General features: G+C 34.7%; 19 protein-coding genes and 1 pseudogene. 18 read left to right on the top strand and 2 right to left on the bottom strand.

Features of this window, described 5'->3' with window-relative positions:
* The first annotated feature begins 8 nt into the window (after window positions 1–8).
* From MK119_RS06670 to purD, 16 genes and pseudogenes are all read left to right on the top strand, one after another.
* Complete coding sequence (locus MK119_RS06670) at window positions 9–1358, top strand: O-antigen polymerase (protein ID WP_290672079.1); 1350 nt, start codon at window positions 9–11, stop codon at window positions 1356–1358.
* Window positions 1355–3469, top strand: coding sequence for a bi-domain-containing oxidoreductase (locus MK119_RS06675; RefSeq protein ID WP_290672081.1), 2115 nt, complete (start codon window positions 1355–1357; stop codon window positions 3467–3469). Before MK119_RS06670 ends, MK119_RS06675 begins: the two co-directional genes overlap by 4 nt.
* A gap of 31 nt (window positions 3470–3500) precedes the next feature.
* Window positions 3501–5378: an alginate lyase family protein gene (locus MK119_RS06680; RefSeq protein ID WP_290672083.1), complete on the top strand. Its 1878-nt coding sequence runs from the start codon at window positions 3501–3503 to the stop codon at window positions 5376–5378.
* 3 nt (window positions 5379–5381) lie between these two features.
* The gene (locus MK119_RS06685) at window positions 5382–6623 is read left to right on the top strand and encodes a glycosyltransferase family 4 protein (RefSeq protein ID WP_290672085.1); all 1242 of its coding nucleotides are present in this window, start codon (window positions 5382–5384) and stop codon (window positions 6621–6623) included.
* 4 nt (window positions 6624–6627) lie between these two features.
* Window positions 6628–7212: pseudogene (locus MK119_RS06690) on the top strand (sugar transferase).
* Window positions 7205–8158, top strand: coding sequence for a formyltransferase family protein (locus MK119_RS06695; protein ID WP_290672087.1), 954 nt, complete (start codon window positions 7205–7207; stop codon window positions 8156–8158). Before MK119_RS06690 ends, MK119_RS06695 begins: the two are co-directional and overlap by 8 nt.
* Window positions 8148–8825: a PIG-L deacetylase family protein gene (locus tag MK119_RS06700; RefSeq protein ID WP_290672089.1), complete on the top strand. Its 678-nt coding sequence runs from the start codon at window positions 8148–8150 to the stop codon at window positions 8823–8825. The genes MK119_RS06695 and MK119_RS06700 overlap by 11 nt, the downstream gene beginning before the upstream one ends.
* A gap of 20 nt (window positions 8826–8845) precedes the next feature.
* Window positions 8846–9403: a sugar transferase gene (locus MK119_RS06705; RefSeq protein WP_290672091.1), complete on the top strand. Its 558-nt coding sequence runs from the start codon at window positions 8846–8848 to the stop codon at window positions 9401–9403.
* A 39-nt stretch (window positions 9404–9442) separates the two neighbouring features.
* Window positions 9443–10054 carry an acetyltransferase gene (locus MK119_RS06710; RefSeq protein ID WP_290672093.1) on the top strand — a complete coding sequence of 204 codons (612 nt, stop codon included), beginning with the start codon at window positions 9443–9445 and terminating at the stop codon, window positions 10052–10054.
* A gap of 2 nt (window positions 10055–10056) precedes the next feature.
* Window positions 10057–11190: an aminotransferase class I/II-fold pyridoxal phosphate-dependent enzyme gene (locus MK119_RS06715; protein ID WP_290672094.1), complete on the top strand. Its 1134-nt coding sequence runs from the start codon at window positions 10057–10059 to the stop codon at window positions 11188–11190.
* Window positions 11191–11247: 57 nt separating this feature from the next.
* Window positions 11248–13281 (top strand): nucleoside-diphosphate sugar epimerase/dehydratase, encoded by a 2034-nt coding sequence (locus tag MK119_RS06720; protein ID WP_290672096.1) that lies wholly within the window; start codon window positions 11248–11250, stop codon window positions 13279–13281.
* Window positions 13282–13318: 37 nt separating this feature from the next.
* Window positions 13319–14629 carry a UDP-glucose/GDP-mannose dehydrogenase family protein gene (locus MK119_RS06725; RefSeq protein WP_290672098.1) on the top strand — a complete coding sequence of 437 codons (1311 nt, stop codon included), beginning with the start codon at window positions 13319–13321 and terminating at the stop codon, window positions 14627–14629.
* Between the two features lie 20 nt (window positions 14630–14649).
* Complete coding sequence (locus MK119_RS06730; protein WP_290672099.1) at window positions 14650–15636, top strand: UDP-glucuronic acid decarboxylase family protein; 987 nt, start codon at window positions 14650–14652, stop codon at window positions 15634–15636.
* Between the two features lie 3 nt (window positions 15637–15639).
* A complete protein-coding gene (locus MK119_RS06735; protein WP_290672101.1) occupies window positions 15640–17046 on the top strand; it encodes an exopolysaccharide biosynthesis polyprenyl glycosylphosphotransferase in 1407 nt (468 codons plus the stop codon).
* A gap of 2 nt (window positions 17047–17048) precedes the next feature.
* Entirely contained in the window at window positions 17049–17819 is a 771-nt protein-coding gene (locus MK119_RS06740) for a glycosyltransferase family 2 protein (protein WP_290672103.1), read from the top strand.
* Window positions 17816–19087, top strand: a complete 1272-nt coding sequence (purD, locus tag MK119_RS06745; protein ID WP_290672105.1) for a phosphoribosylamine--glycine ligase — start codon at window positions 17816–17818, stop codon at window positions 19085–19087. The genes MK119_RS06740 and purD overlap by 4 nt, the downstream gene beginning before the upstream one ends.
* Here the strand turns inward: purD and MK119_RS06750 are convergent.
* A complete protein-coding gene (locus MK119_RS06750) occupies window positions 19082–19309 on the bottom strand; it encodes a uracil phosphoribosyltransferase (protein ID WP_290672107.1) in 228 nt (75 codons plus the stop codon). The two genes, purD and MK119_RS06750, sit on opposite strands and share 6 nt — an antisense overlap.
* Window positions 19310–19327: 18 nt before the next feature.
* On the bottom strand, window positions 19328–19537 hold the full coding sequence (locus MK119_RS06755; RefSeq protein WP_290672109.1) for a hypothetical protein: 210 nt from the start codon (window positions 19535–19537) through the stop codon (window positions 19328–19330).
* Here MK119_RS06755 and MK119_RS24230 point away from each other — a divergent pair.
* Window positions 19458–20279 carry a DUF6427 family protein gene (locus MK119_RS24230; protein WP_366512779.1) on the top strand — a complete coding sequence of 274 codons (822 nt, stop codon included), beginning with the start codon at window positions 19458–19460 and terminating at the stop codon, window positions 20277–20279. The two genes, MK119_RS06755 and MK119_RS24230, sit on opposite strands and share 80 nt — an antisense overlap.
* A gap of 240 nt (window positions 20280–20519) precedes the next feature.
* Window positions 20520–25682: an SdrD B-like domain-containing protein gene (locus MK119_RS06760; protein ID WP_290672111.1), complete on the top strand. Its 5163-nt coding sequence runs from the start codon at window positions 20520–20522 to the stop codon at window positions 25680–25682.
* The last annotated feature ends 21 nt before the right edge of the window (window positions 25683–25703 follow it).

The raw sequence follows: 25703 nt of genomic DNA on the forward strand, positions 1-25703 counted from the left end.
ACAACAACATGGTTCTATTTTTAACGATATTATTAGTATTAGTACTAGGCTTTACAGCTTATTTTATTATCCAGCGAGGAATTGGAGCTATCTATTCCAATCCGCTTGTGTTGGGTATTCTTTTCTTTGCTGTAATTCACCTTCTGTTGCCTTTAATGCAAATAAATGCTGATTATTTTAGATATCAGAACGAGTACAACATTATCACCATATTAATCTCCATCATACTTGTTGTTGTTGGACAATTTGTATACATGGTCTTTTTTTCCAGATTCAAATTGGATTACTATCAAGTCTTCAAAGATGTAAAGGGAAGAAACAGAGAACTAAGCAGAATACTCAACATAAATATACTTGTGTTTTTAGTAGGTGCTTATTTCTCGTATAAAAATTTATCAGTTATTCTTTCTGTAGGAGTCTCAGAATACTTAAGAGATCGTATTAGCTATGGGCAAGGAAAAGGTATACAAATGCTATTTGCGCACTGGTCATATTTATCAGTATTCATCTTTATCTTTTGTTATTTTCTTGCCACTAGAAGAAAACTCAAACGCAAAGCACTTTTCTTTACGATTATCTCTATTGCAATCAGTGCGACATATTACATTTTAAATAGTAACAGAAACTCAATATTTACGATGTTACTTATTATTGGCGGTGCATGGCTAATTAATAATAAAATGTTAAATAATAAGCTAAATAGGAAACAAGCCAAAATAATTGGAGGAATTTTTCTTGCACTCATCTTTGCATTTACGCTATTCTTCAATATTGGAAAAGAACGATATGCCATATATGCATCCAGACATAAAGAATTTAAATACTCATCTGTAAAATCATTAAATGGAGCTTTTGGGAATCACGAAAACATTCTGTGGCTTTTGGAAAATGATTACGAAAAATTATGGGGACAAACTTATGTGGCAGGATTTACAAATTTTGTACCTAGAAGTGTATGGCCATCAAAACCATTAGGTGCTGGGCCAAAACTGAAAAACTTTATAGACCCTGGAAGTTATGTTGTGGGAGGAAAAAAGAATTCATCACTTACCACAGGTTTCTTTACGGAATTACAAATGAATTATGGTGTTCTGGGAATGATATTCTTTCCCATAGCTATTGCAGTTGTTCTGGGCTTTATATTACAAAAATTAAATAGATCGAGATATATTATTGTGAGAATGGCATCCTTTTTTATTGCCATTATGTTCTCATCCTTATTTTATTATGCGGAATTTCTTGGGTTTTTCTCACGATTTATCATATCACTTGTTCCATTCTTTATCATTTACTTTTTTATAAGTGTACGATTCAAATTAAAAAAATCTAATACTAAATTAAATACAATTTCTCCATGAAACAAATCTTACAGTCTTTCAAAACTGGAGTAACTGAGTTAGCAGAATTGCCTTCTCCTCGTGTAAAATCAGGACAAGTACTCATACAAACCACAAGAAGTTTAGTTTCCCTAGGAACTGAACGAATGTTAGTTGAATTTGGAAAGGCTTCATTAATCCAAAAAGCAAGACAACAACCAGACAAAGTAAAGATGGTGTTGGACAAGATAAAGACAGAAGGGTTAATGCCTACGTTAGAAGCTGTTTTTAATAAACTTGAGCAGCCATTACCGCTTGGATATTGTAATGTGGGAAAAGTAATTGCTGTTGGAAAAGGTGTAACTGATTTTAAAGTTGGTGACCGAGTAGCTTCTAATGGACAACATGCAGAATTTGTTTCTGTACCACAAAATCTTGTAGCGCATATCCCAGATAATATTTCTGATGAAGAAGCCGCATTTACGGTGATTGGTTCTATTGGATTACAAGGAATTCGTTTGATCAACCCAACAATGGGGGAAACAATCGTTGTAGTTGGTTTAGGATTAATAGGATTGCTTACAGCAGAAATGTTAGTGGCAAATGGTTGTACAGTTATTGGATACGATTTAGATGATAAAAAAGTAGAAATCGCCAAGCAAAAAGGAATCATTGCATTCAATCCACTAAAAGGAAATAATCCAGTTAAATTTGTACTAGATCATACCAACAATATTGGTGCAGATGGTGTATTGATTACAGCTTCAGCTAAAACAAATGAAATCATTTCCCAAGCTGCTCAAATGAGTAGAAAGCGTGGTAGAATTACATTAGTTGGTGTTATTGGATTAAATATCTCTAGAGCAGAATTCTATGAAAAAGAATTAAGCTTCCAAGTATCTTGCTCATACGGACCAGGACGTTATGATGATGATTACGAATTCAAAGGAATCGATTATCCATTACCATTTGTACGTTGGACAGAAAAACGAAATTTTGAAACTGTTTTACAACTGATCGCTACAGGAAAATTAGAAGTAAAAAGCTTAATTTCTGAAATAGTTCCGTTAAACGATTTTGAAAAAATATACGGTGACATTGGAAACTCTAAATCCATTGCATCTATCATCAAATACAGCGAAGATTCAAAACTAGAAAATACCATTGTAGTCAATAAAAAAGAACTGAAACCAGCCAAAGGAGTTATAGGATTGGTTGGAGCAGGAAACTTTACAAAAATGACCTTATTGCCTGCACTAAAAGGTTCTGACGCCCAAATAAAGCATATTGTATCTTCTGGTGGTGTAAATGGAACGGCTTTAGCTAAAAAACATAATATTACGCAAAGCACTACAGATTATGACTTAGTGTTAGATGACAAAGAAGTAGATTTAGTAATGATCACTACACGTCACAATTTGCATGCAGATATGGTAACAAAGGCTTTGGACAAAGGAAAACATGTCTTTGTTGAAAAACCTTTAGCGTTAAATCATGAAGAATTGGAAGCTATTGAAAAAAGCTACCAAAATAGCAATGGAACGTTAATGATTGGTTTTAATCGTCGTTTCTCTCCACATACTCAAAAAATAAAATCCTTAGTTGGTGATGCACCAATGAACGTTATTGCAACCATGAATGCAGGAGCTATTCCTCCAGAAGTTTGGGTGCACGACATGGCAATTGGTGGAGGAAGAATCATCGGAGAAGCATGTCACTACTTAGATTTAATCGTTTTCTTAACAGGAAGCAAAATCAAAGCGGTTTGTATGAATGCATTAGGTGAAAATCCAGCAGAAAACACAGACAATGCCTCTATCTTAGTCAAACTTGTAAACGGTTCTACGGGAGTTATAAATTACTTTGCAAATGGTTCAAAATCGTATGCAAAAGAGCGTTTAGAAGTGTTCTCACAGGAGAAAACTCTTATCATGAACAATTTCATAAAAACGTCAGGATATGGAACAAAAGGCTTCTCTAAACTTAAAACAAAGTTAGATAAAGGACACAAAGCTCAATTTGGTGCTATTGTAAACAAAATAAAAGATGGAGACATTGCTTTAATTCCGTATGATGAATTAATCAATGTAACGAAAGCAAGTTTCGCAGCAATACAGAGTTTAAAAGAAGGAAAGTGGATTGAAATTGAATAATCCAAGAGTAACAGCATAACATACTACCATTATGGTTCAAAAAATAAAAAGGATAGCTAATCTTATCTCAAACATGGGTTTGCGCTATCTTTTTTTTAGAATCTTTTATACGATTAAATCGAAACTTGGTTGGCAGAAAAAAGTATTTCCCACAAATCCAAAGCAGGAAAAATATATTGCTTTAGAAGACTGGAAAAATAACTTGCCACCTTTTTTCTTTTACGGAAAAAACATTCCAAATTTACCAAAACAAAAGGAAGAAGCTCTTTTAGAAACCTATGAAGAAATTCAAAAAGGAATCTTTACATTCTTCAACAAAACAAAAATAAAGCTAGGAAAAGAATACAATTGGTTGGTCAATCCATCAACAGGATACCGTTACAACATCAAGAAACATTGGTCTGAAATTGAAGATCTTTCCAAAGAAGCTGGCGATATCAAATATGTATGGGAAAAAGCACGCTTCTCTTACATATACGATCTCATTCGTTATGACTATCATTTCGAAGAAGATCAATCAGAATTTATATTCTCTGAAATCGAAGACTTCATTGAAAAAAATCCAATCAATCAAGGTCCAAACTACAAATGCAGCCAAGAGGCAAGTTTGCGTATCATGAACTGGATGTTTGCTTTGTACTATTACAAAGATTCACCAAACTTAACAGAAGCGTTATTTCAAAAAATAATGCACAACATCTACTGGAAGCTACATCACATATATCACAACATTAATTTCTCTCGAATCACAGTACGTAACAATCATGCGATTACGGAAACCCTAATGTTATACCTTTCGGCAAAACTATTTCCGTTTATGCCAAACGTAGACAAGTGGAGCAAAAAAGGAAAAAAATGGTTTGAGCAAGAAATTGCCTATCAAATCTATGAAGATGGTACATTTTTGCAATTCTCTATGAACTATCACAGAGTAGTCATTCAATTATTTACTTGGGGAATTCAATTGGCAAAACTCAACAATGAAAAATTCAGTCAAGTAGTATATAATCGTGCTAAAAAATCACTTGACTTTCTAGATGTATGTACCGATACTGTTACTGTAAAACTTCCAAACTATGGTCCTAATGATGGAGCATTATTCTTCAAACTTACGGATGATGATTATCGATTATACAGATCACAATTAGATGATTTGCGTGCCGTTCTACATGGACACACATACTTTGAGTCCAACAGTGTACTTTGGTATGGAATTCAGCCTAAAAAACAACCGAAAGAAGCATTGCCAGAAATTAGTACGTATGAAAAAAGCGGCTATTACATTTCGCAAGATGGAAATACAAAAACATTTATTCGTTGTGGCGCATACAAAGACAGACCTTTTCAATCAGATAACTTACATATAGATATTTGGGTTGATGGAATTAATTATCTAAGAGATACAGGTTCTTACAAATACAATGCAGCTCTGGACGACGTCAACTATTTCAATGGTGCAGAAGGTCATAATACGGTGAGTATCGACAAAGCAGATCAAATGCTAAAAGGTGGACGATTTATATGGTTTTATTGGGTAAATAAAGCCAAAGCTATTCTCAAAAAAGAAAACGATACCTACAAATTTGAAGGAACAATTGAAGCCTTCAAACAACTTGGAAACAACATACAACACACACGAAAAGTAAACAAACCGAAAGGTGAAAATACTTGGCAAGTTACTGATGTTATTCAAAACAAAGGAGATCGAAAAATATATCAATATTGGCACTTGCATCCAGATCATGTAGACGCTATTGAAATTATCACAACCGACGAAAACAATAACCCAATAGAACCGTTAACAGAAGAAAAATGGTTTTCTGGGTATTACGGTGTAAAAGAAAAGTCAATAAGGCTTACATTTGCAAGCGAAAAGAATGTGTTTAACACTACAATACGTATCAAATAACAGATGAGAATATTACTAATTCATCAGTATTTCTTAGAAAAAGGAGATGGCGGCGGATCGCGTTTCAATGAAATGACGCAAGTATGGGCAAAACAAGGACACGATATTACGGTTCTTGCAGGAATGGTACATTATGCCACTGGGAAAAAAGCAGAGCGTTACAAAGGAAAATTTACGTTCAAAGACGAGCAATTTTATGAAAAAGTAGATGTAGTACGTTGTCATGTATCCGAAAGTTACAATGTGAGCTTTTTAGGTAGATTATGGGCGTATTTCTCATTTGTATTTTCTAGTATTTATGCAGGATTGTTTAAAACAAAAGGAAAATATGATGTCATTGTTGTGACGTCACCACCATTATTTGTGGGAATTACAGCATACATTCTTTCCAAACTAAAACGCACACCATTTGTCTTTGAAATTAGAGACTTATGGCCAGAATCTGCTATTGATACAGGCGTGTTAAAAAGCGGAATCATGATAAAATTTGCCTATTGGTTTGAAAAATTCATCTACAAAAGAGCAAAACTTATCAATGTACTAACACCTGCATTTAGAGACAAACTCATTCAAAACAAAAATGTACCAGCAGAAAAAGTAATCTTTATTCCAAATGCTGCCGATTTTACCCTAGCTGAAAAAGTACAAGAAGATTTTGAAGCTGCTGCTTTTAAAGAAGAATTAGGTTTAAAAGATAAATTTGTAATTACCTATGTAGGTGCGCATGGAGTTGCCAATCATTTAATTCAATTGGTAGAAGCTGCCGAAAAACTCACAGATACAAACATTGTATTTCAACTTATCGGTGCAGGAATGCGCAAAGAATCTTTGATAGAAGAAGCCAAAAAACGAAATCTATCCAATGTAATATTCAGAGATCCTGTATCCAAACAAGAAGTATTCAAATACATACTTGCTTCAAATGCTGGTGCTTCTGTGCTCAAAAAAGTAGATACATTTAAAACCATCTATTCAAACAAAACGTTTGATTATATGTCGTGCAAGCGTCCAATTTTACTAGCAATTGATGGTGTATCGCGTCAATTGGTCAATGAAGCCAAATGTGGTGTATATGTGGAGCCAGAAAACATAGATGACATTGTAAGAGGAACCAAAGAATTAGCGAGCAAAAGTGCAGCCGAAATTCAACAAATGGGAGAAGACGGATATGCACATGCAAAAACACATTTTGACAGAGAACTTCTGGCAAAAACGTATGTAGAAAAAATCAACACAATTCTATAAAATCATGTATAGAGGCTTCATAAAAAGATTTTTCGATTTTCTAGTATCAGCAATAATTTGTCTACTGCTAGTACCGGTATTTATCATTGTATACATTGCTGTAAAACTAGACTCCAAAGGAAGCTTTTTCTTCTTTCAAGAACGATTAGGAAAAAATGGAAAAACCTTTAAAGTGTTCAAAATAAGAACTATGACTGATAAGCCTAGAGAAACGACACAAGAAATTCTTAGAGGAAATGCAGAAGTTACCAAAGTTGGAGCCGTTTTACGCCGATTAAAAATAGACGAATTGCCACAAATCATAAACATTCTATAAGGAGACATGTCATTTGTGGGACCAAGACCATGTATGCCAGCGTTACAAGATGAATTCAATGAGGATGGTAGAGAACGAATAAAAATAAGTCCAGGACTCACAGGACTTGCGCAAACCAATGGAAACATATACCTGACTTGGCCAGAACGTTGGAAATACGATCGATACTATGTAGAAAATGTAAACTTTCTACTTGATGTAAAAATCCTATTCAAAACAGTACTCATTGTTTTTATGGGAGAAGAAAAATTCTTAAAAAAACCAGATGCATAACATACTCGTCATAGGAGCTGTACAAACAACTGCAGTCACGATTGAAAAATTAGTGGAGTATCAATTCAATATTGTTGGTGTGCTAGGACATGAACCTAAAAATGCAGCGCGTGTTTCGGGTTTATCAGATCTACGATCCATTGCAGCAAAACATAACTTAGATTTCAGACCTTTCAAAGGAATCAACCATGAAACGCATGTAAAATGGGCAACTGATAAAAAGCCAGACATTATTTTTGCGGTTGGATTTTCTCAATTACTACACGATGTTTGGTTGCAAATGCCAGCATTAGGTTGTATCGGTTTTCACCCTACCAAACTTCCAAAAGGAAGAGGAAGAGCGCCAATTGCTTGGGTTACCTTAGAAAAAGAAATGGGATCAGCGAGTTTTTTCTTAATGGGAAAAGGAGCTGATGACGGACCTATATTTTCACAATCGCTCTTTGAAGTAGAAGAAAATGATGATGCAGGAAGTGTAGAAGAAAAAATAAGAATTCACATTCACAAAGCTCTAGATAGTTGGTTGCCAGAATTAAAAAAAGGACATTGGAACCCTGAACCACAAGATCATTCTTTGGCAAGTTGGTACGGAAAAAGAGGTCCAGAAGATGGCTGGATTAACTGGAATAATACCGCAAACTATCTCGACAGACTTGTCAAAGCGAGTAGTAAACCACATCCTGGAGCATATACATATTTTAAAGATACCAAAATAATCATTTGGAAATCAGAACTAGAAAATAATATCAACATCAAAGGTGTTGTGGGGCGTGTACTCTTAACGGACGATGAAAAAGGACATTTAATACAATGTGGTGAAGGTTTGCTTTGGATACAACAAATTGAACTAGAACCAGAAACGGAACTCAAAGTAGGAGACAAGTTAGGATACAACATAGAAGACGAAATATACAAGATCAAAAAAAGGTTGAAAAATGAAGAATAAAATCATAGTTGTAGCACCACACGCCGATGACGAAATCATAGGTTGCGGCGGAACTATAGCCAAAGCAGTCAGTCAAGGGGATGAAGTGTATATTATCATTGCTACTAATGCCAATGTAGGTGCGCCAGAACTGTTCAACGAAGAAGCCATTGCAAAAGTTCGAGGAGAAGCCATAAAAGCACACGAATATTTGGGTGTTACAAAAACATTTTTCTTAGACTTTCCTGCGCCAGCATTAAATGCCTTTCCAGAATATAAAGTTTCTGTAGCGCTTTCTAAAATATTCAATGAAGTACAACCAAATATACTGTACTTACCACATCCTGGTGACTTACATCAAGATCACAAAGCAGTTTATCGTGCAAGCTTAGTAGCTGCCAGACCACAAGGAAACTACACTGTAGAAGAAATATACTGTTACGAAACATTGTCGGAAACTGAATGGGCGCCATATCAGGAGAAAGCCTTCATTCCAAATGTATTCAATGATGTCTCAGATTTCTTTGAACAAAAAATAGAAGCGATGCGTTTCTTCGAGTCACAAATCAAAGAATTTCCACATACGCGATCTACCGAAACATTTGAGGCGTTGGCCAAATTTAGAGGCGCAACTGTTGGTGTAAAAAGAGCAGAAAGCTTTATTGCGGAAAGAATCATCAAAAAATAGAAATCACGAAAAGTAATGTAATGGTTGGAAAACGTATTTTTGATATCATCCTTTCTTTTACATTACTGACAATATCGTTATTGCCAATGTTTTTACTTTGGATAATAACAACGATAGCACTTAAGTCAAATGGTTTATTTTTGCAAACAAGAATAGGTCAACACGGCAAGCCTTTTACAATGTACAAATATAAAACCTTATTTGTCAATCAGGAAAAGACTTCAAAATGGGGAGCATTTCTGCGAAAAACAAAAATTGACGAATTCCCACAATTGGTTAACATACTAATAGGAAATATGAGTTTTGTGGGACCACGTCCAGATTTGCCTGGCTACTATGATGTCCTTGAAGGCGAAAACAGAAAAATACTAAAGCTAAAACCCGGAATTACATCGGAAGCAGCTTTAAAATATGTAAATGAAGAACAATTATTAGCTTCAAAGGAAAATCCAAAGCAATACAACGATGAGATAATTTTCCCAGATAAAATTAAAATGAATCTCAACTACTATCACACTAGAAGTTTTTTAGTAGATTTGAAAATACTATTGAAAACAGTACAAAAATTAGTTTGGTAAGCTAAAAACCAACAAATCAATAGGATAAAACAATAAGGAATGAATAACATTTGTCTTTTTGGAGCAAGCGGACATGGTAAAGTGGTAAAAGATGTCGCAACAAGTACAAATATAGTAGTTGAAGCGTTCATTGATGATAATCCAAAAAGCGAATTTCTTCATGAAATTCCAGTCGTGACGTCTGCCGAAATGACAAAATATGCTGATCACAAATTTCTCATCAGTATTGGAAATAATAAGATTCGGAAAACCATCAGTCAAAAAATAGAAAATGCCTTTGCAACGCTCATTCACAAAACGGCAATCATTTCACCCTCTGCAACCATTGATGAAGGTACGGTCGTCATGAATGGCACCAATATCAATGCCGATGCTACCATTGGAAAACATGTCATTATTAACACAGCAGCAGTGGTAGAGCACGATTGTAAAATAGGCGACTTTGTACATATTTCACCAAACGCTACCGTTACTGGAAATGTAAGTATTGGAGAAGGTTCACATATTGGTGCAGGCGCCGTAATCATTCCGAACATAAAAATTGGAAAATGGGCAACTATTGGTGCAGGCTCAGTAATCATAAAGGATGTTCAAGACTATGCAGTTGTAGTTGGAAATCCAGGAATAATAAAAAAGTACAATAACGAATAACTATGAACTCAAGAATTTGGCTTTCATCTCCGCACATGGGCGGAAACGAATTAAAATATATTCACGAAGCATTTGATACCAACTGGATTGCGCCTTTAGGACCAAATGTAACAGGATTTGAAGGTGATTTAAAGCAATTTCTCAACACAGAAAAAGAAGTTGGTGCACTCGCTTCTGGAACTGCTGCCATTCACTTAGGATTAATCTTAGCAGGTGTTACTGCTGGCGATGAAGTTATTTGTCAGAGCATGACTTTTTCCGCTTCCGCGAATCCAATTCTGTATCAAGGAGCAACACCCGTATTTATTGACAGTGAACCAGAAACATGGAACATGTGTCCCATTCATTTAGAAGCTGCAATTAAAGATAGAATCGCCAAAGGAAAAAAGCCTAAAGCAATCATTCCTGTGCATTTATACGGAATGCCAGCAAAAATCGACGAAATAGTTGCTATTGCAAACAAATACGAAATCGTAATCATTGAAGATGCTGCAGAATCATTAGGTTCCACCTACAAAGGAAAAAACTGTGGAACTTTTGGGGAATACGCTGCCTTATCATTCAATGGAAACAAAATCATCACAACTTCTGGTGGTGGTGCTATTGTATGTAATGATGAAGAGGTAAAAAAGATAGCGATCTTTTTAGCGACACAAGCTAGAGATGATGCGCCACATTATCAACATTCTGAAATTGGATACAATTACCGAATGAGTAATATTGTTGCAGGAATTGGTAGAGGTCAAATGGAAGTATTAGAAAAACATATTGGACTTCGTAGACATATGAATGCTTTCTACAAAGAAATTTTCAAAGATGTAGAAGCTATTACAGTTTTTGAAGAACCAAATGAAGACTATTTCTCAAACCATTGGTTAAGTTGTATTACAGTTGATGAAAGCAAAGCCAATTTTACACGTGAAGATTTACGTTTGGCATTATGGGAAGATAATATAGAATCCAGACCACTCTGGAAACCAATGCATTTACAGCCAATCTTCGAAAAGTACCCGTATTACGGAGACAATGTTAGTGAAAATTTGTTCAATACAGGCTTGTGTTTACCATCAGGATCAAACCTAACAACACAAGAAAAAGAACGTATTGCACAACTTATAGCCGCTTTTCTAGCATAGAAACAAATAAATTAAGTAATTTGTATCGATAAATAAAGAATCTGTTTTTTTGAGAAGATGAAGGTATTGAATTCAAGAAACATAAAAGAGGCAATAAAGCAAGTCCTTAAATCAAGTAAAAAACGTATTGATTTTAAGAATATAGGATATTTGCCTAGGTGGCTTATTTTATGTTTTGATATGTTTATATGTTGTGTGGCTGTAATTTTGACAAGTGTCATTATTAACAATATCAACATAAGTGACTTAAGCTTATCTTCAGGACCAATCTTTGGATTTTCTGCAGGTGATGGATTGATCTTAATTACCAACTTACTCTTCTTTATTTTCTTTAGAACCTATGCTGGACTTATTAGGCATTCAACATTCATTGATGCTATTAAATTTTTCTTAGCATCATTAGCAACCTTAATCACATTATTAGTTGTAAACTATTCGCACTTAATATTTAGAGGAAACAATTTATTCTTAATTCCGAAATTGTTTATCTACTTTGCGATGTCGTTTTCATCATTACTGCTTTTCAGAGTTTTAGTAAAGCAAGTATTTGAAGCTTATTTTGATTATGCTGCCAAAGATGATCAAATCACAGTAATGATTTACGGAATTGATTCTAACGCAATTGCCATTTCAAACGCACTCAAAGTTGAACGTCCTGTACGTTACAAGTTGATTGGTTTTGTTGACAAAAAAGGAAAAAATCAAAGTAAAGAAATTCTAGGATTACCCATCATTCATCTCAAAAGAAAACTAGCAGTCATCTTGCGAGCACATGGAGCCAATGCTATCATACTAGCGGATAAATCCATTACACAAGAAGAACGTATCAGAATTGTAGATGAATGTTTAGAACATAACATCAAAGTATTCAGAGCGCCAATTGTTTCCGATATGGAAGACAAAGAAAATGTAAACTTGGCGCAACAAATTCAAAACGTCCAAATTGAAGACTTACTCGAAAGAGAACCAATTGTTTTAAATAACAAATTAATTGCAAAAGAATTATACAATCGTAGAATTTTAGTCACTGGAGGCGCAGGTTCTATTGGTAGTGAAATTGCAAGACAAGTTGCCAACTACAATCCAGAAAAACTAATCATTGTAGATCAGGCAGAAACACCGTTGTATCAAATACAAATGGAAATCAAAGCTAATTTTCCAGAATTGAACTTTGAAGCAGTCATCGCAGATGTTCGTGATAAAGAAAAATTGGAAAATATTTTTGATCTCTATAAACCACAAGTAGTATATCATGCGGCAGCCTACAAACATGTACCATTAATGGAGGACAATCCGTCACAAGCCATTTTTGTCAACGTGATGGGAACCAAAAATGTGGCAGATACCGCCTTAAAATTTAAAACAGACAAATTTGTACTCGTTTCAACAGACAAAGCTGTAAACCCTAGTAATGTAATGGGAGCTTCAAAGCGTATTGCTGAAATTTATGTGCAAACCTTACAAGAAGCCTTTAAAAATGATAACCGTTATGTAACAAACTATGTAACGACACGTTTTGGAAATGTATTAGGATCTAATGGTTCCGTAGTACCATTGTTCAAACGTCAAATTGCAGAAGGCGGACCGTTAACAATTACACATCCAGATATCATCCGATACTTTATGACCATTCCAGAAGCTTGTCAACTAGTACTAGAAGCTGGTGCCATGGGGAATGGAGGAGAAATCTACATATTTGATATGGGAGAAGCCGTAAAAATCATTGATTTGGCGAAGAAAATTATCAAATTGGCAGGTTTTGTACCAAACAAAGACATTGATATCAAAATTATTGGATTGCGTCCAGGTGAAAAACTTTACGAAGAATTATTAAATGACAAATCAACGACATTGCCAACGTACAATGAAAAAATTATGATTGCACGTGCAGAAATGTATGATTATGAAGAAATAAACAGCAATATAGCTGAATTGATTGCTTCTGCTTCACTATTTGATAAAGTAGAAGTCGTAAAACGAATGAAAGCATTGGTTCCTGAATATAAAAGTATGAATTCTTCGTATGAAGAATTAGACAAAAAAGGAAAAGATACTACAGTCAAAAAATTGCTTGGTAAAAAAGTGTCATAAACCAATTATAAATAAGAAAAGCGCTAAAAATAAATAGATGAAAATAACTGTTGTAGGAACAGGATATGTGGGACTAGTCACAGGAACGTGTCTGGCTGAAACAGGAAATGATGTACTTTGTGTTGATATTGACAAAAACAAAGTAGAACGAATGCAAAACGGAGAGGTTCCTATTTATGAGCCTCATTTAGATATACTTTTTGAAAGAAACATAAACGCAGGTCGTTTAAAATTTACCACTTCACTTGAAGAAGGACTCACACATGGACAAATTATATTCTTAGCATTGCCAACACCAGAAGATGAAGATGGTTCTGCTGATTTATCATATGTATTAGGGGTAGCCGAAAATATTGGTAAACTCATGACTGATTATAAAGTCATTGTAGATAAAAGTACCGTACCAGTTGGAACTGCAGAGAAAGTAACTGCTGTAGTTGCTCAAAATGCTACCGTTGACTTTGATGTAGTATCAAATCCAGAATTTTTACGTGAAGGATTTGCTGTAGATGATTTCATGAAACCAGAGCGTATTGTTATTGGTTCAAGCTCAGAGAAAGCTACCAAATTAATGGAGCGTTTATACAAACCATTTGTTCGTTCAGGGAATCCAATACTCATCATGGATGAAAAATCTGCGGAGTTAACAAAATATGCTTCTAATTCGTTTTTAGCGGCTAAAATTACCTTCATGAACGAGATTGCCAACTTCTGTGAAAAAGTAGGTGCAGACGTAGACAAAGTACGTATCGGAATGGGAACGGATTCGCGTATTGGAAAACGTTTCTTATTTCCAGGAATTGGATATGGAGGATCGTGTTTTCCAAAAGATGTAAAAGCTTTGCACAAATCAGGAAAAGACAATGCGTACAATTTCCAAATATTAGATGCGGTAATCAACGTAAATAACAAGCAAAAAACAGCGTTAATTCCAAAAGTAGGCAGTCACCTATGTGAGGATTTATCTCGAAAAACGATTGCTTTGTGGGGATTGGCATTTAAACCAGAAACAGACGATATTCGCGAAGCTCCATCTTTATACATTATTGACGAATTATTAGCTAGAGGAGCAAAACTAAAAGCGTTTGATCCTGAAGCCATGGATAATGTCAAAAGAAAATTAGGTGACAAACTAGAGTATGCAGATAGCATGTATGGTGCTATTGAAAACACGGATGCGTTAATCATCTGTACGGAATGGAGTATATTCAGAACACCAAATTTCCAAAAACTAAGAGATAACCTAAACCAACCGATCATTTTTGACGGTAGAAATTTATACGACGTAGCGGAAATGGAAAGAGAAGGATTTACTTATTTTTCTATTGGACGTAAAGAAGTTTTATAATATCAAAATCAACCAATACTATGCAACGAATTCTAATCACCGGAGCCGCGGGATTTTTAGGTTCACACTTATGTGATCGCTTTATTAATGAGGGCTATCACGTTATTGGAATGGACAATCTCATTACAGGAGACATTCGTAACATAGAACATTTATTTCACCTGAAAGAATTTCAGTTTTACCATCACGATGTAACAAAATTTGTGCATGTACCTGGTAAACTTGATTATATTTTGCATTTTGCTTCACCAGCAAGTCCAATAGACTATCTTAAAATTCCGATTCAAACCTTAAAAGTAGGTTCGTTAGGAACCCACAATTTATTAGGATTGGCAAAAGAGAAAAAAGCACGTATTCTCATTGCGTCAACTTCCGAAGTGTATGGCGATCCTTTAGTGCATCCGCAACACGAAGAATACTATGGGAATGTAAATACGATTGGGCCTCGTGGTGTATATGACGAAGCTAAGCGTTTCCAAGAATCCATTACTATGGCATACCATCGTTTTCACGGATTGGAAACACGTATTGTTCGTATTTTTAATACCTACGGACCAAGAATGCGGCTAAATGATGGACGTGTAATTCCAGCATTTATTGGACAAGCATTGCGCGGAGAAGATTTAACAGTTTTTGGTGATGGAACTCAAACACGTTCGTTCTGTTACATTACCGATCAAGTAGAAGGAATTTTTAGGTTGTTAATGAGTGATTATGTTGAGCCAATTAATATTGGAAATCCGCACGAAATCACCATTGGAGAGTTTGCCGAAGAAATCATAAAACTTACAGGAACAACACAAAAGGTAATTTACAAAGAATTGCCTGTGGACGATCCGCTACAGCGAAAACCAGACATTCGCAAAGCAAAAGAAATTCTAGGTTGGGAACCAAAAGTAGATCGTAGCGAAGGAATGCGACGTACCTACGAATACTTTAAATCACTGCCAGAAAGCGAATTGTTCAAAAAAGAACACAAAGATTTTTCAACCTATACAAGAATGTAGCCGATGCATGTAAAAGGAAGATATTCATGGCTACTGCGACCATTTTTTATATTGTTTGACTTGTGCGTCATAAATATTCTTGTCTTCTTCTTTTTTAGCTTCAACGAGCAAGATTTATACTTTTTTGAATCGAGTTTTTGGAATAATAAACACTTATTATTTATCATTTACACGATCATTTTCTGGCCGTTGTCTGCTTTCTTTTTAAAATTCTATAATGTATATCGATTTACGTCGGTGCCACATATTTTATCTTTACTAATCAAACAATTATTGGCGTATACGCTCATTATGTATGCGTTTATCGGAATTTTTAGAAGTATCAATGTACAAGCATTTGTAACATTTGAATACTTAATGCTGAGTTTCGGAATTATTGGTTTGGGTAAAATAATTGGGTATTATGGATTAAAAAAATATCGCTCGGTATTGGATGGAAACATTCGTAGAGTTATCATCATTGGTTTTAGTGCTGGTGCGCAAGAATTAGAACGTTTATTTAGAAACAACAAAGATTTAGGATACAAACTCTTAGGTGTTTTTAGTGATAAAAAAAGCGATAGTATTAACGGAACTATTGAAGATAGCTTTGAGTATATAGAAAAAGAAAAAGGAATCGACGAAATTTACTGTGCCATTGATGAGGTTTCTGAAAAACATGTAAATGATTATGTAAAGTATGCAAGCTTAAACATGATCAACATTAAGTTTATTCCAAACACAAAAAAGTTGTTCACGAAACGATTAAAAACAGATTATTATAACTATTTGCCTGTATTATCGTTACAAGAAGTTTCACTCAACAACAATATCAACCGATTTATCAAACGTGCATTTGACATTGTATTTTCATTGATCATTATTATTTGTGTGCTTTCGTGGCTCATTCCACTCATGGCAATCTTGATAAAGTTAGAGTCTAAAGGTCCAGTTTTTTATAAGCACATTCGTAACGGGCTTAATTACAAGGAGTTCACCTGTTATAAATTCCGATCGCTGGCACATAACAATGATAACAAATACGAACACGTAACCGAACAAGATTCGCGTGTAACTAAGGTAGGACGTTTTATCAGAAAGACGAGTATAGACGAGTTACCTCAGTTTTTAAATGTGCTCAAAGGCGACATGTCTGTTATAGGTCCAAGACCACACATGATTCCGTACACGAAAGAATATGCTAAAAAAATAGACAAATACAACTTTGTATTCCGCCACAGTGTAAAACCTGGAATTTCTGGATTAGCGCAAGTAAAAGGATATCGAGGAGAAATAAAAAATGATGAAGATATTATCAATCGTATTAAATACGATATTTTTTATATAGAAAACTGGTCGTTGATCTTAGATATAAAAATTATCTTTGAAACCATTGCCAACATCTTCAAAGGAGAAAAAAAGGCATACTAATCATGCGAAAACCTTTAGTTTCTGTTATTACGCCAACTTACAATGCCGAAGCCTTTATTTCGGAAACCATTGATTCTGTTCGAGCCCAAAACTATGCAAATTGGGAAATGATCCTAGTAGATGATGCATCTTCAGATACAACTGTGGAAGTGCTGAATACGTATGCAGCATTAGACAATCGTATCAAAGTACACACATTAAAAACCAACTCCGGAGCTGCTATCGCACGAAATACTGCCATAAAAAACGCTTCTGGAAGTTATATCGCATTTTTGGACGCAGATGATTTGTGGAAGCCAGAAAAGCTCACAAAACAAATCGCTTTCATGCAAGAAAAAGACATTGCTGTTAGTTTTTCTAGCTACGAACTCATGGATGAGCAAGGAAATTCGCTTGGCAAAATGATCAAAGCCTTGCCAAAAGTAGATTTCTCTAAAATGGTTAAAAGTAACTATGTCGGAAACCTTACAGGAATATACGATGCGGAGAAATTAGGCAAAGTATATATGCCAAACATTCGCAAACGTCAAGATTGGGCATTATGGCTTACGTTGATCAAAAAAGTAGGTTTTGCATATAGCTTAGAAGAGCCATTAGCCAGATATCGAATACGAGAAAATTCAATTTCGTCCAATAAACTAAATTTATTAAAATACAATTATACTATTTACAGAAAGGCGCTTAAATTTGGGGCTTTCAAATCGATTCTATATTTAATTCGATTTTTAATAGAACATTTCTTTATAAAACCACAACAAACAACACAACTATGAACATTCTTGTTTTAGGATCAGGAGGAAGAGAACACACATTTACATGGAAACTTGCACAAAGTCCACGCGTTACTAAATTATTTGTAGCACCAGGAAATGCGGGAACGGCTGCTATTGCAGAAAATGTAGCGATGAACGTGAATGATTTTGATGCGATTGGAAAATTTTCAATCGAAAACAACATTGATATGGTTGTAGTAGGACCAGAAGATCCATTAGTGCGTGGAATTCACGATTACTTTTTAAATGACGAGGCATTGAAAGGAATTCACGTAATTGGTCCACAAAAAGAAGCAGCCGAATTAGAAGGAAGTAAAGAATTTGCTAAAAAATTCATGATGCGTCACAACATTCCAACGGCGGCTTATGAAAGTTTTACAAAAGATACCGTAGAAGCTGGTTGCGAATTTTTAACAACACTAAAACCACCGTATGTTTTAAAAGCAGATGGTTTAGCAGCAGGAAAAGGAGTTTTAATCATTAATGATTTACAAGAAGCTCAAGATTCATTACGTGAAATGTTGGTAGATGCTAAATTTGGCGATGCAAGTACCAAAGTAGTAATTGAAGAATTCTTAGATGGAATTGAGTTAAGTTGTTTTGTCATTACGGATGGGAAAAACTATGTTACCTTACCTACGGCAAAAGATTACAAGCGTATTGGCGAAGGTGATACAGGATTAAATACAGGAGGAATGGGTGCAGTATCACCAGTTCCGTTTGCAGATGCAGAATTCATGGAAAAAATTGAAACACGCATCATAAAACCAACTGTAGCAGGTTTTCAAAAAGATAACTTACCATACAAAGGCTTTGTCTTTATTGGTTTAATTAAAGTTGGAAACGATCCGTTTGTGATAGAATACAATGTGCGAATGGGCGATCCGGAAACGGAAGTCGTTATTCCACGTTTGGAAAATGATTTGGTTGATGTATTAGAAGCTGTAGGAACACAATCGTTAGATATCATTGATTTACAAATTAAGGAAGAGGCAGCAACAACGATTATGGTTGTATCTGGTGGATATCCAGAAGCTTATGAAAAAGGAAAAGAAATTACAGGAGTAGAAAGCATTGAAGATTCTATCGTATTTCACGCAGGAACCAAAATAGAAGGAGAAAAAGTAGTTACAAATGGCGGAAGAGTAATTGCTATAACGTCGTATGCAGCTACTTATAAAGAGGCTATAAAAAAATCTTATCAAAACATACACAAGTTACATTTTGATAAGATGTATTATAGAAAAGATATAGGCTTTGACTTATAGATAAGAATGGGCCGTAGAATCTTTGTTTTCTTCGTTATTAGCGTCGAATTTCTTTAACTGCATTACCCAATAATAAATTGCAGCAGCACATATTAACATAAAAATCCAGTTAATACCATTGGCTAATGTCCAATTACTTAATTCCATTTCACGCATTGCGTTAAAAGGGATAAATAATATTTCCTCAAATAGGTAAGCTATTCCTTCAAAAAAACTTTTCATCGATAAATCGTATTATATTTACACTACAAAAATATAAAAACCTAAAATGATAACAAGCGTTTTTGGGAAATCAAAACCAATAAATTTTATTCTATGCATAGGAATTCTTCTTGTGTACTTTGTAATGCACTTATTTTCAGGTGATAAGATGCTTGTTTCTGAATTGTTGTCATTGGAAGTCCCAGTGCTATTATTGCTGTTATTTTCTTTATTTGTGATGAATTTCATTGTAAAAAAGAACGATTTAACTCAGCAAAACGATTTTGCGCTATTAATTGCAACAATTTTTATAGGTTTATTTCCTTCAATTTTTGAAAATATAAAGATTGTATGCATTTACTTATTGCTACTATTTGCATTTAGGCGCATTATTACTTTAGGGTCTTTACGAAGTGTAAAACAAAAAATATTTGACGCATCTTTATTTGTAAGTACAGCTGTATTATTTGATTCGTGGATTGTAGTATACTTTATCCTTATATATGTTGGAATTTTAGCCTATGTGTCCAACGATTATAAAAATTGGTTGGTTCCTATCGTTGGTTCAACAGTTGTTTTTAGTCTATATATAGTATACCTATATCTTACACAACAAGACATTTTTACAAACCCATTATTTCAGTTTGATTTAAAAATCGACTATTCCATCAAAAATTACAGAAGAATTGCACTACATTTAGTAATAACATTGCTTTTTAGCATAAATTTTGTAATATTTTTTTTAAAATACAAAACGTATTCTTCTCAAAAAAAAATATCATTTTTACTTAGTAAAATGCTGTTTTTTATAGGTATTACCTATGTGTTATTTGCTAAAAATATCACTCATAATACTGAACTTTTACTGTTATTTCCATTGGCTATATTTATGGCAAATCTGCTAGAAAATATTGAAAACAAAAGGATCAGCGATATATTACTGCTTTTACTAATGATTGTTAGTTTTCTCTTCAACATTTATCCAAAATAAATAAATAAACCGTAATATTGGTAAAGTAATTACCTACAAAAAAGTAGTTTAAAACTTACAAAAAATGCTTTTTCCCGATTTTAATGACGTTTTATCTAAAAGAAAACCGGTTATCAGCATTTTAGAATTATTCCAAATATTTTTGTGTTCGAGAATTAAGCCGCTCACTCCAAACTTATTTTAAACTAAAATCTATTTGTGTACTCTGGTACATATAATAGTTAACTAAACAGCAAATCAATGAAGACTAAAATTACTCTTTTGGTCCTAACTGCCTTATTAGGACTAACGAACGTTTTCGCTAATTCGATGCCTACCAGCGAAAATGTTGTCGAGAATGAAATGATGACCACAGCAGATGGTAATCTTATCATCATTTCCACAGGAAAAAGAATTTACTCGCTCGACATGAACACGTACCACGCTACGTTGTTGGCAACATCACCTTATGTAAACGAAATTAACTCTATCGCTAGTGACAACACTACGGGATGGCTTTTTTACGTTTCTAACCACATTTCTAGATATAACTGGACAATTTATGGTTACAATGTGTATTCAAATACACACAAAAACTTTGGATCAGTAAGACACTTTTTTACAAGTACTGGCCACGCGCATTCTTCTAGAGGTCTAGCTTCTGGTGGAGCAACTTTTTATAATGGGAAGTTATATTTCGCAATGGAATATCCTGTACGTTGCTACTACTACAGAGATGGAAGAAGAGTTAGTAATAACTCTAATCCTAAAGATGAGTTAGATGATAATCCAAGAGGAGCAGGAACAGGCTCAACAGGATTAGATACTTCAGCTCTTGCTAGGAGAGATAGTAGAGGAATAACTACTAGAACTTATGCGGCTACTGAAACTGATAACGGAGGAAGAGAAGGAAATGGAGAATCTCCAGAAGACTTTGTTGTTATCGAAGCAGAGGAAGCAAACCAAGCTAATGATAATGTAAACGATTACATTGCTGAGGAAGAATTACCAGATGCAGAGACTGAAGCTCAAAATCCGGATGAAGAATTACAGCAAAGAGCAAGCAGAACTTCATACCAAGCACAAACTTACTCTTACAATTACTACCACAGCTCGTACAATAACAAAATGTATTTATTAGAAATCTCTTTCAATGGATTATCTGATATTTCTGGACAAACAACTTCTGTTGCTCATGGAACACCTGTATATGATAACTGGTGGTATTCTAGCTTCCTTTACAAAGGAGAACTTGGAGATATCGTAGTTGGAGATAACGGTCAAATGTACGCTGCTACTTCTTACCAAGTACAAGCATATAACTTCAATAGCAACAGATACGACTGGGCTAACAATGAAGATGTATATGCACAGATGGCAAAAGATAAGAACAGTCACCTTCAATTATTGAAGAACAAGAGAACATACACTACGTATTACTACTACGGTTGTCCTTATAATGTTTATCAAACAAAAAGTTACGTACAAAAGTATACAGCACCATCTAGTTTAAGAACCTATAACAACATTCAATTAGGTTCATTAATTGAGATTTCTGGTTTAGAGCCACAAGATGTTGGTCAAATTACGGATGCATCTGACTACATTAACTTAACTCCACCTGTATCATATAAAATTAAAGGTTTCGTATTTGATGATAATAATGAAAACGGAAACTTTAACGGAGGTCAAGGAGAAACAAAAACTTCTGGTATTACAGTAACATTATACGCTGATAACAATAATGATAATGTATTAGACTCAGGAGATACAGTAATTGATTCTCAAGTTACAGGTTCAAACGGATCTTACACATTTAACAATGTTGAAGTAGCTGAGACATTAGTAGTTGTAAGTGTCCCTAACAATACAAATACAACAACATATACATCAACAACTCCAGAAACTGTAGCAGTAACAGGTTCTACGAATGATGTAACAGTGAAGTTTGGAATTAATGAAGCATTAATCCCAGTAAACTACGATGTTTTCGGAACTGTATATGATGACGATAACGCAGATGCTATCTTTGATAACGGAGAAGCTGGATTGGAAAATGTTACTCTAACATTATATAACGACACAAATGCTGACGGTGTATTAGATGCTAACGATACAGTAATTGCTACAACTACTTCTGGTGCAGATGGTTCATATAGCTTCGTACATGTATGTGTTCAAAACACAATTGTAGCAGTAACAGTACCAACAAATACTGGAGACTTTACTTATACATTAACAACTGCAGGAACACAAGCTATTGATGCAATCAATACAGATGTAACAGGAGTTGACTTTGGAGTTAACAAAGAGCAAGTTATCAACTATGTAATCTCAGGAAATGTATATGATGATAACGACGAAAGTGGAGCACAAGACGCTGGAGAAGACAACTTAGAGTCTATCACAGTAACTTTATATAACGATAGCAATGCAAACGGAGCTGTTGATGCTGGAGAATCAGTAATCGCAACAGCAACAACTGCAGCAGACGGGAAATATAGCTTTGCAGGAGTGACAGTGCAAAATACAGTAGTAGCTGTAACAGTACCAGGAAACACTGCAGAATTCACATACACATTGACAACAGCAGGAGAAGTAAACACTAGCTCAACAAATGTTAATGTTGAAAACGTAAACTTCGGAATTAACGAAGTACAAGTTATCGATTACAATATCTCAGGAACTGTATATGATGACGATAATGCTAACGGAGTAAATGATACAGAAGCAGGACTAGATGCAATCACTGTTAAATTATACTCTGACAACGATGAAAGTGGAACATTAACTGCTGGTGACGGACTTTTAGAAATTGGAACTACTGCAGCAGATGGAACATATAGCTTTACTAACGTAACTACTCAGTTCACACTAGTAGGAGTTGAAGTACCTGCAAACACTGCAGAGTTTACATACACAGCTACAACAGCAGTGAAGTTAGCAGTAAGCTCTACAATCAATGATGTAACTGATCAAGACTTTGGAATCAATAAAGTTCAAATTATTGACTACAACATTACAGGAAATGTATTTGATGATGACAACGCAAACAGTGCTATTGATGCTGGTGAGCGTGCATTAGAAAATGTTACTCTAACATTATACGCTGACAATGATGGAAACGGAAGAGTTGGAGCTGCTGATACAGTAATCTCAACTACAACTTCTGCTAACGACGGAACATATAGCTTCTCAAATGTAACAGTAGAAAGAACAGTAGTTGCAGTAACTGTACCTTCTAATTCAACTGCACTTGTACATGCATTAACAACATCTTCTTCTGTGAACACTAGTTCTACAATAGCTGATGTGAATGATGTTGATTTTGGAATTAACAGAGAAGAAGTTATCAATTACAATATCTCAGGAACTGTATTTGATGATAATAATGAAAACAGCGCTATAGATGCTGGAGAAGGTTCTGTAGAAAATGTTACAATTGAATTATATGCTGATAATGATGGAAACGGTAGATTAGGTGGAGCTGATACAGTTATTACTACAACTACTTCTGCTAACGACGGAACATATAGCTTCTCTAACGTATCAGTGAGAAATACATTAGTAGTAGTAACAGTACCAACAAATACTGCAACAGTTACATATACATTAACAACTTCTAGAACGTTAGCAATTAGCGAAACAATTAATGATGTTAACAACCAAGACTTTGGTATTAACAGTGCTGTTGTTGTAAACTACAACATCTTCGGAACTGTATACGATGATGATAATGAAAATGCAATTCTTGATGCAAGTGAAACAGGAAGATTAGAAAACATTACATTAACATTATACATTGATGATGATGCTGACGGAAGATTAGGTAATGGTGATACAGTTCTTGAAACAACAACAACTGCAGCAGATGGAACATATTCATTCCTTAACGTTACTGAACAAAATACAGTAGTTGCTGTAACAATTCCACAAAACACTGCTGATTATATTTATACATTAACTACTGATGCAAGATTAGATATTAGCTCAGTTGACACGGATGTAACTGATCAAGACTTTGGAATTAATAAAGTAGCTACTTCGTGCACAGTTTCAGGAAACGTATTCAATGATGAAAACGGAGACGGAACTAATGCATCAACTGAAGCAGGATTAAGAGGTGTAACAGTTAACTTATACGAAGATGTAAACGGAAACGGAAGAATTGATAGAGGTGAGCCACTTATCTCAACAACAGCTTCTGACAGAAGTGGAAACTACCAATTCACAGGAATTACTGCAACAAACGTAATTGTTCAATTAGTAGTACCATCGAATACGGCAGATTTCACATACACTTCTACTACACCAGTAAATGTAGTATTAACTGGAGGAGTTTCAACAACTGTTGACTTTGGTATCCAGAGAACAATAGTAATTTTATACAACATTTCAGGAGTTGTTTGGGATGATCAAAACTCTGACCAAGTTAAAGATGCAAATGAGCCAAGATTAGTTGGAATTGGAGTAACTCTTTTCGAAGATGTGAACGCTGATGGTGCTCTAGATGCTGGTGATAGATCATTAAGTACAATCACTACTTCTGCAACTGGAGGATACCAATTCTCTAACGTAAACCTAAGAAATGTGTTAGTAGTACCAACGTTACCAGCTGATGGAACGTTTACTACACCAACTAACAGAGCAATCTCTAGTATCAATACGGATGCTGTTGATATTGACTTTGGTATTAGAATTGCAAATACATTGTACCAAGTAACAGGAGTTGTATTCAACGATCAAAACGAAAATGGTATTGCTGATCCAGGAGAAGAGTCTCTAGATGGTTTACCAGTTGAAATCTATTCTGATACTGATGGAGATGGAAACTTTGATCCTAACTTAGATGCATTAGTAGCATTTACACAAACATCAAACGGAGGATTCGGATTCTTGGATCCTAACTACCTTGTAGATGATATTCCTCCAGGAGAAGTATTCATCGTAGTAGTACTTCCAGAAGATACAATTTTTGAAACTTACAGAAATACATACGATCCAGATTCAGGAACAGCAAGTCCTGACGGAATCTACAGGACAGTAATGGTTTCTGACTTATTTAACATTGACTTCGGAGTTAAGTATGAAAATACAAACTCTACATCAAGAATTAATAATGAAAGTATTCTAGTTCTTAATTCAGATACAATTAGTGAAGCTCCACAAGATGTGTCAGAAAGATTAAGATTATATCCAAACCCAACGGTTAGAGAAATCGCAATCAATGCTGAAGAATTCTCAGGAAATGTAAGTGTTGAAATTTACAATGATAGAGGATACAGAGTAATGTCTACATTAGTAAGTCAATTCGGAGGAGAGTATAAAATAGGAGTTGAAAGATTAGCACCTGGAATGTACTACGCTAAATTCGAATCAGAATCAGGACAGATAACTGCTAGCAAGAAATTTATTAAAAAATAATTAATAGGAAGTTATCTTATA

The sequence above is a fragment of the Kordia sp. genome, from assembly GCF_022447245.1.
GTDB lineage: Bacteria > Bacteroidota > Bacteroidia > Flavobacteriales > Flavobacteriaceae > Kordia.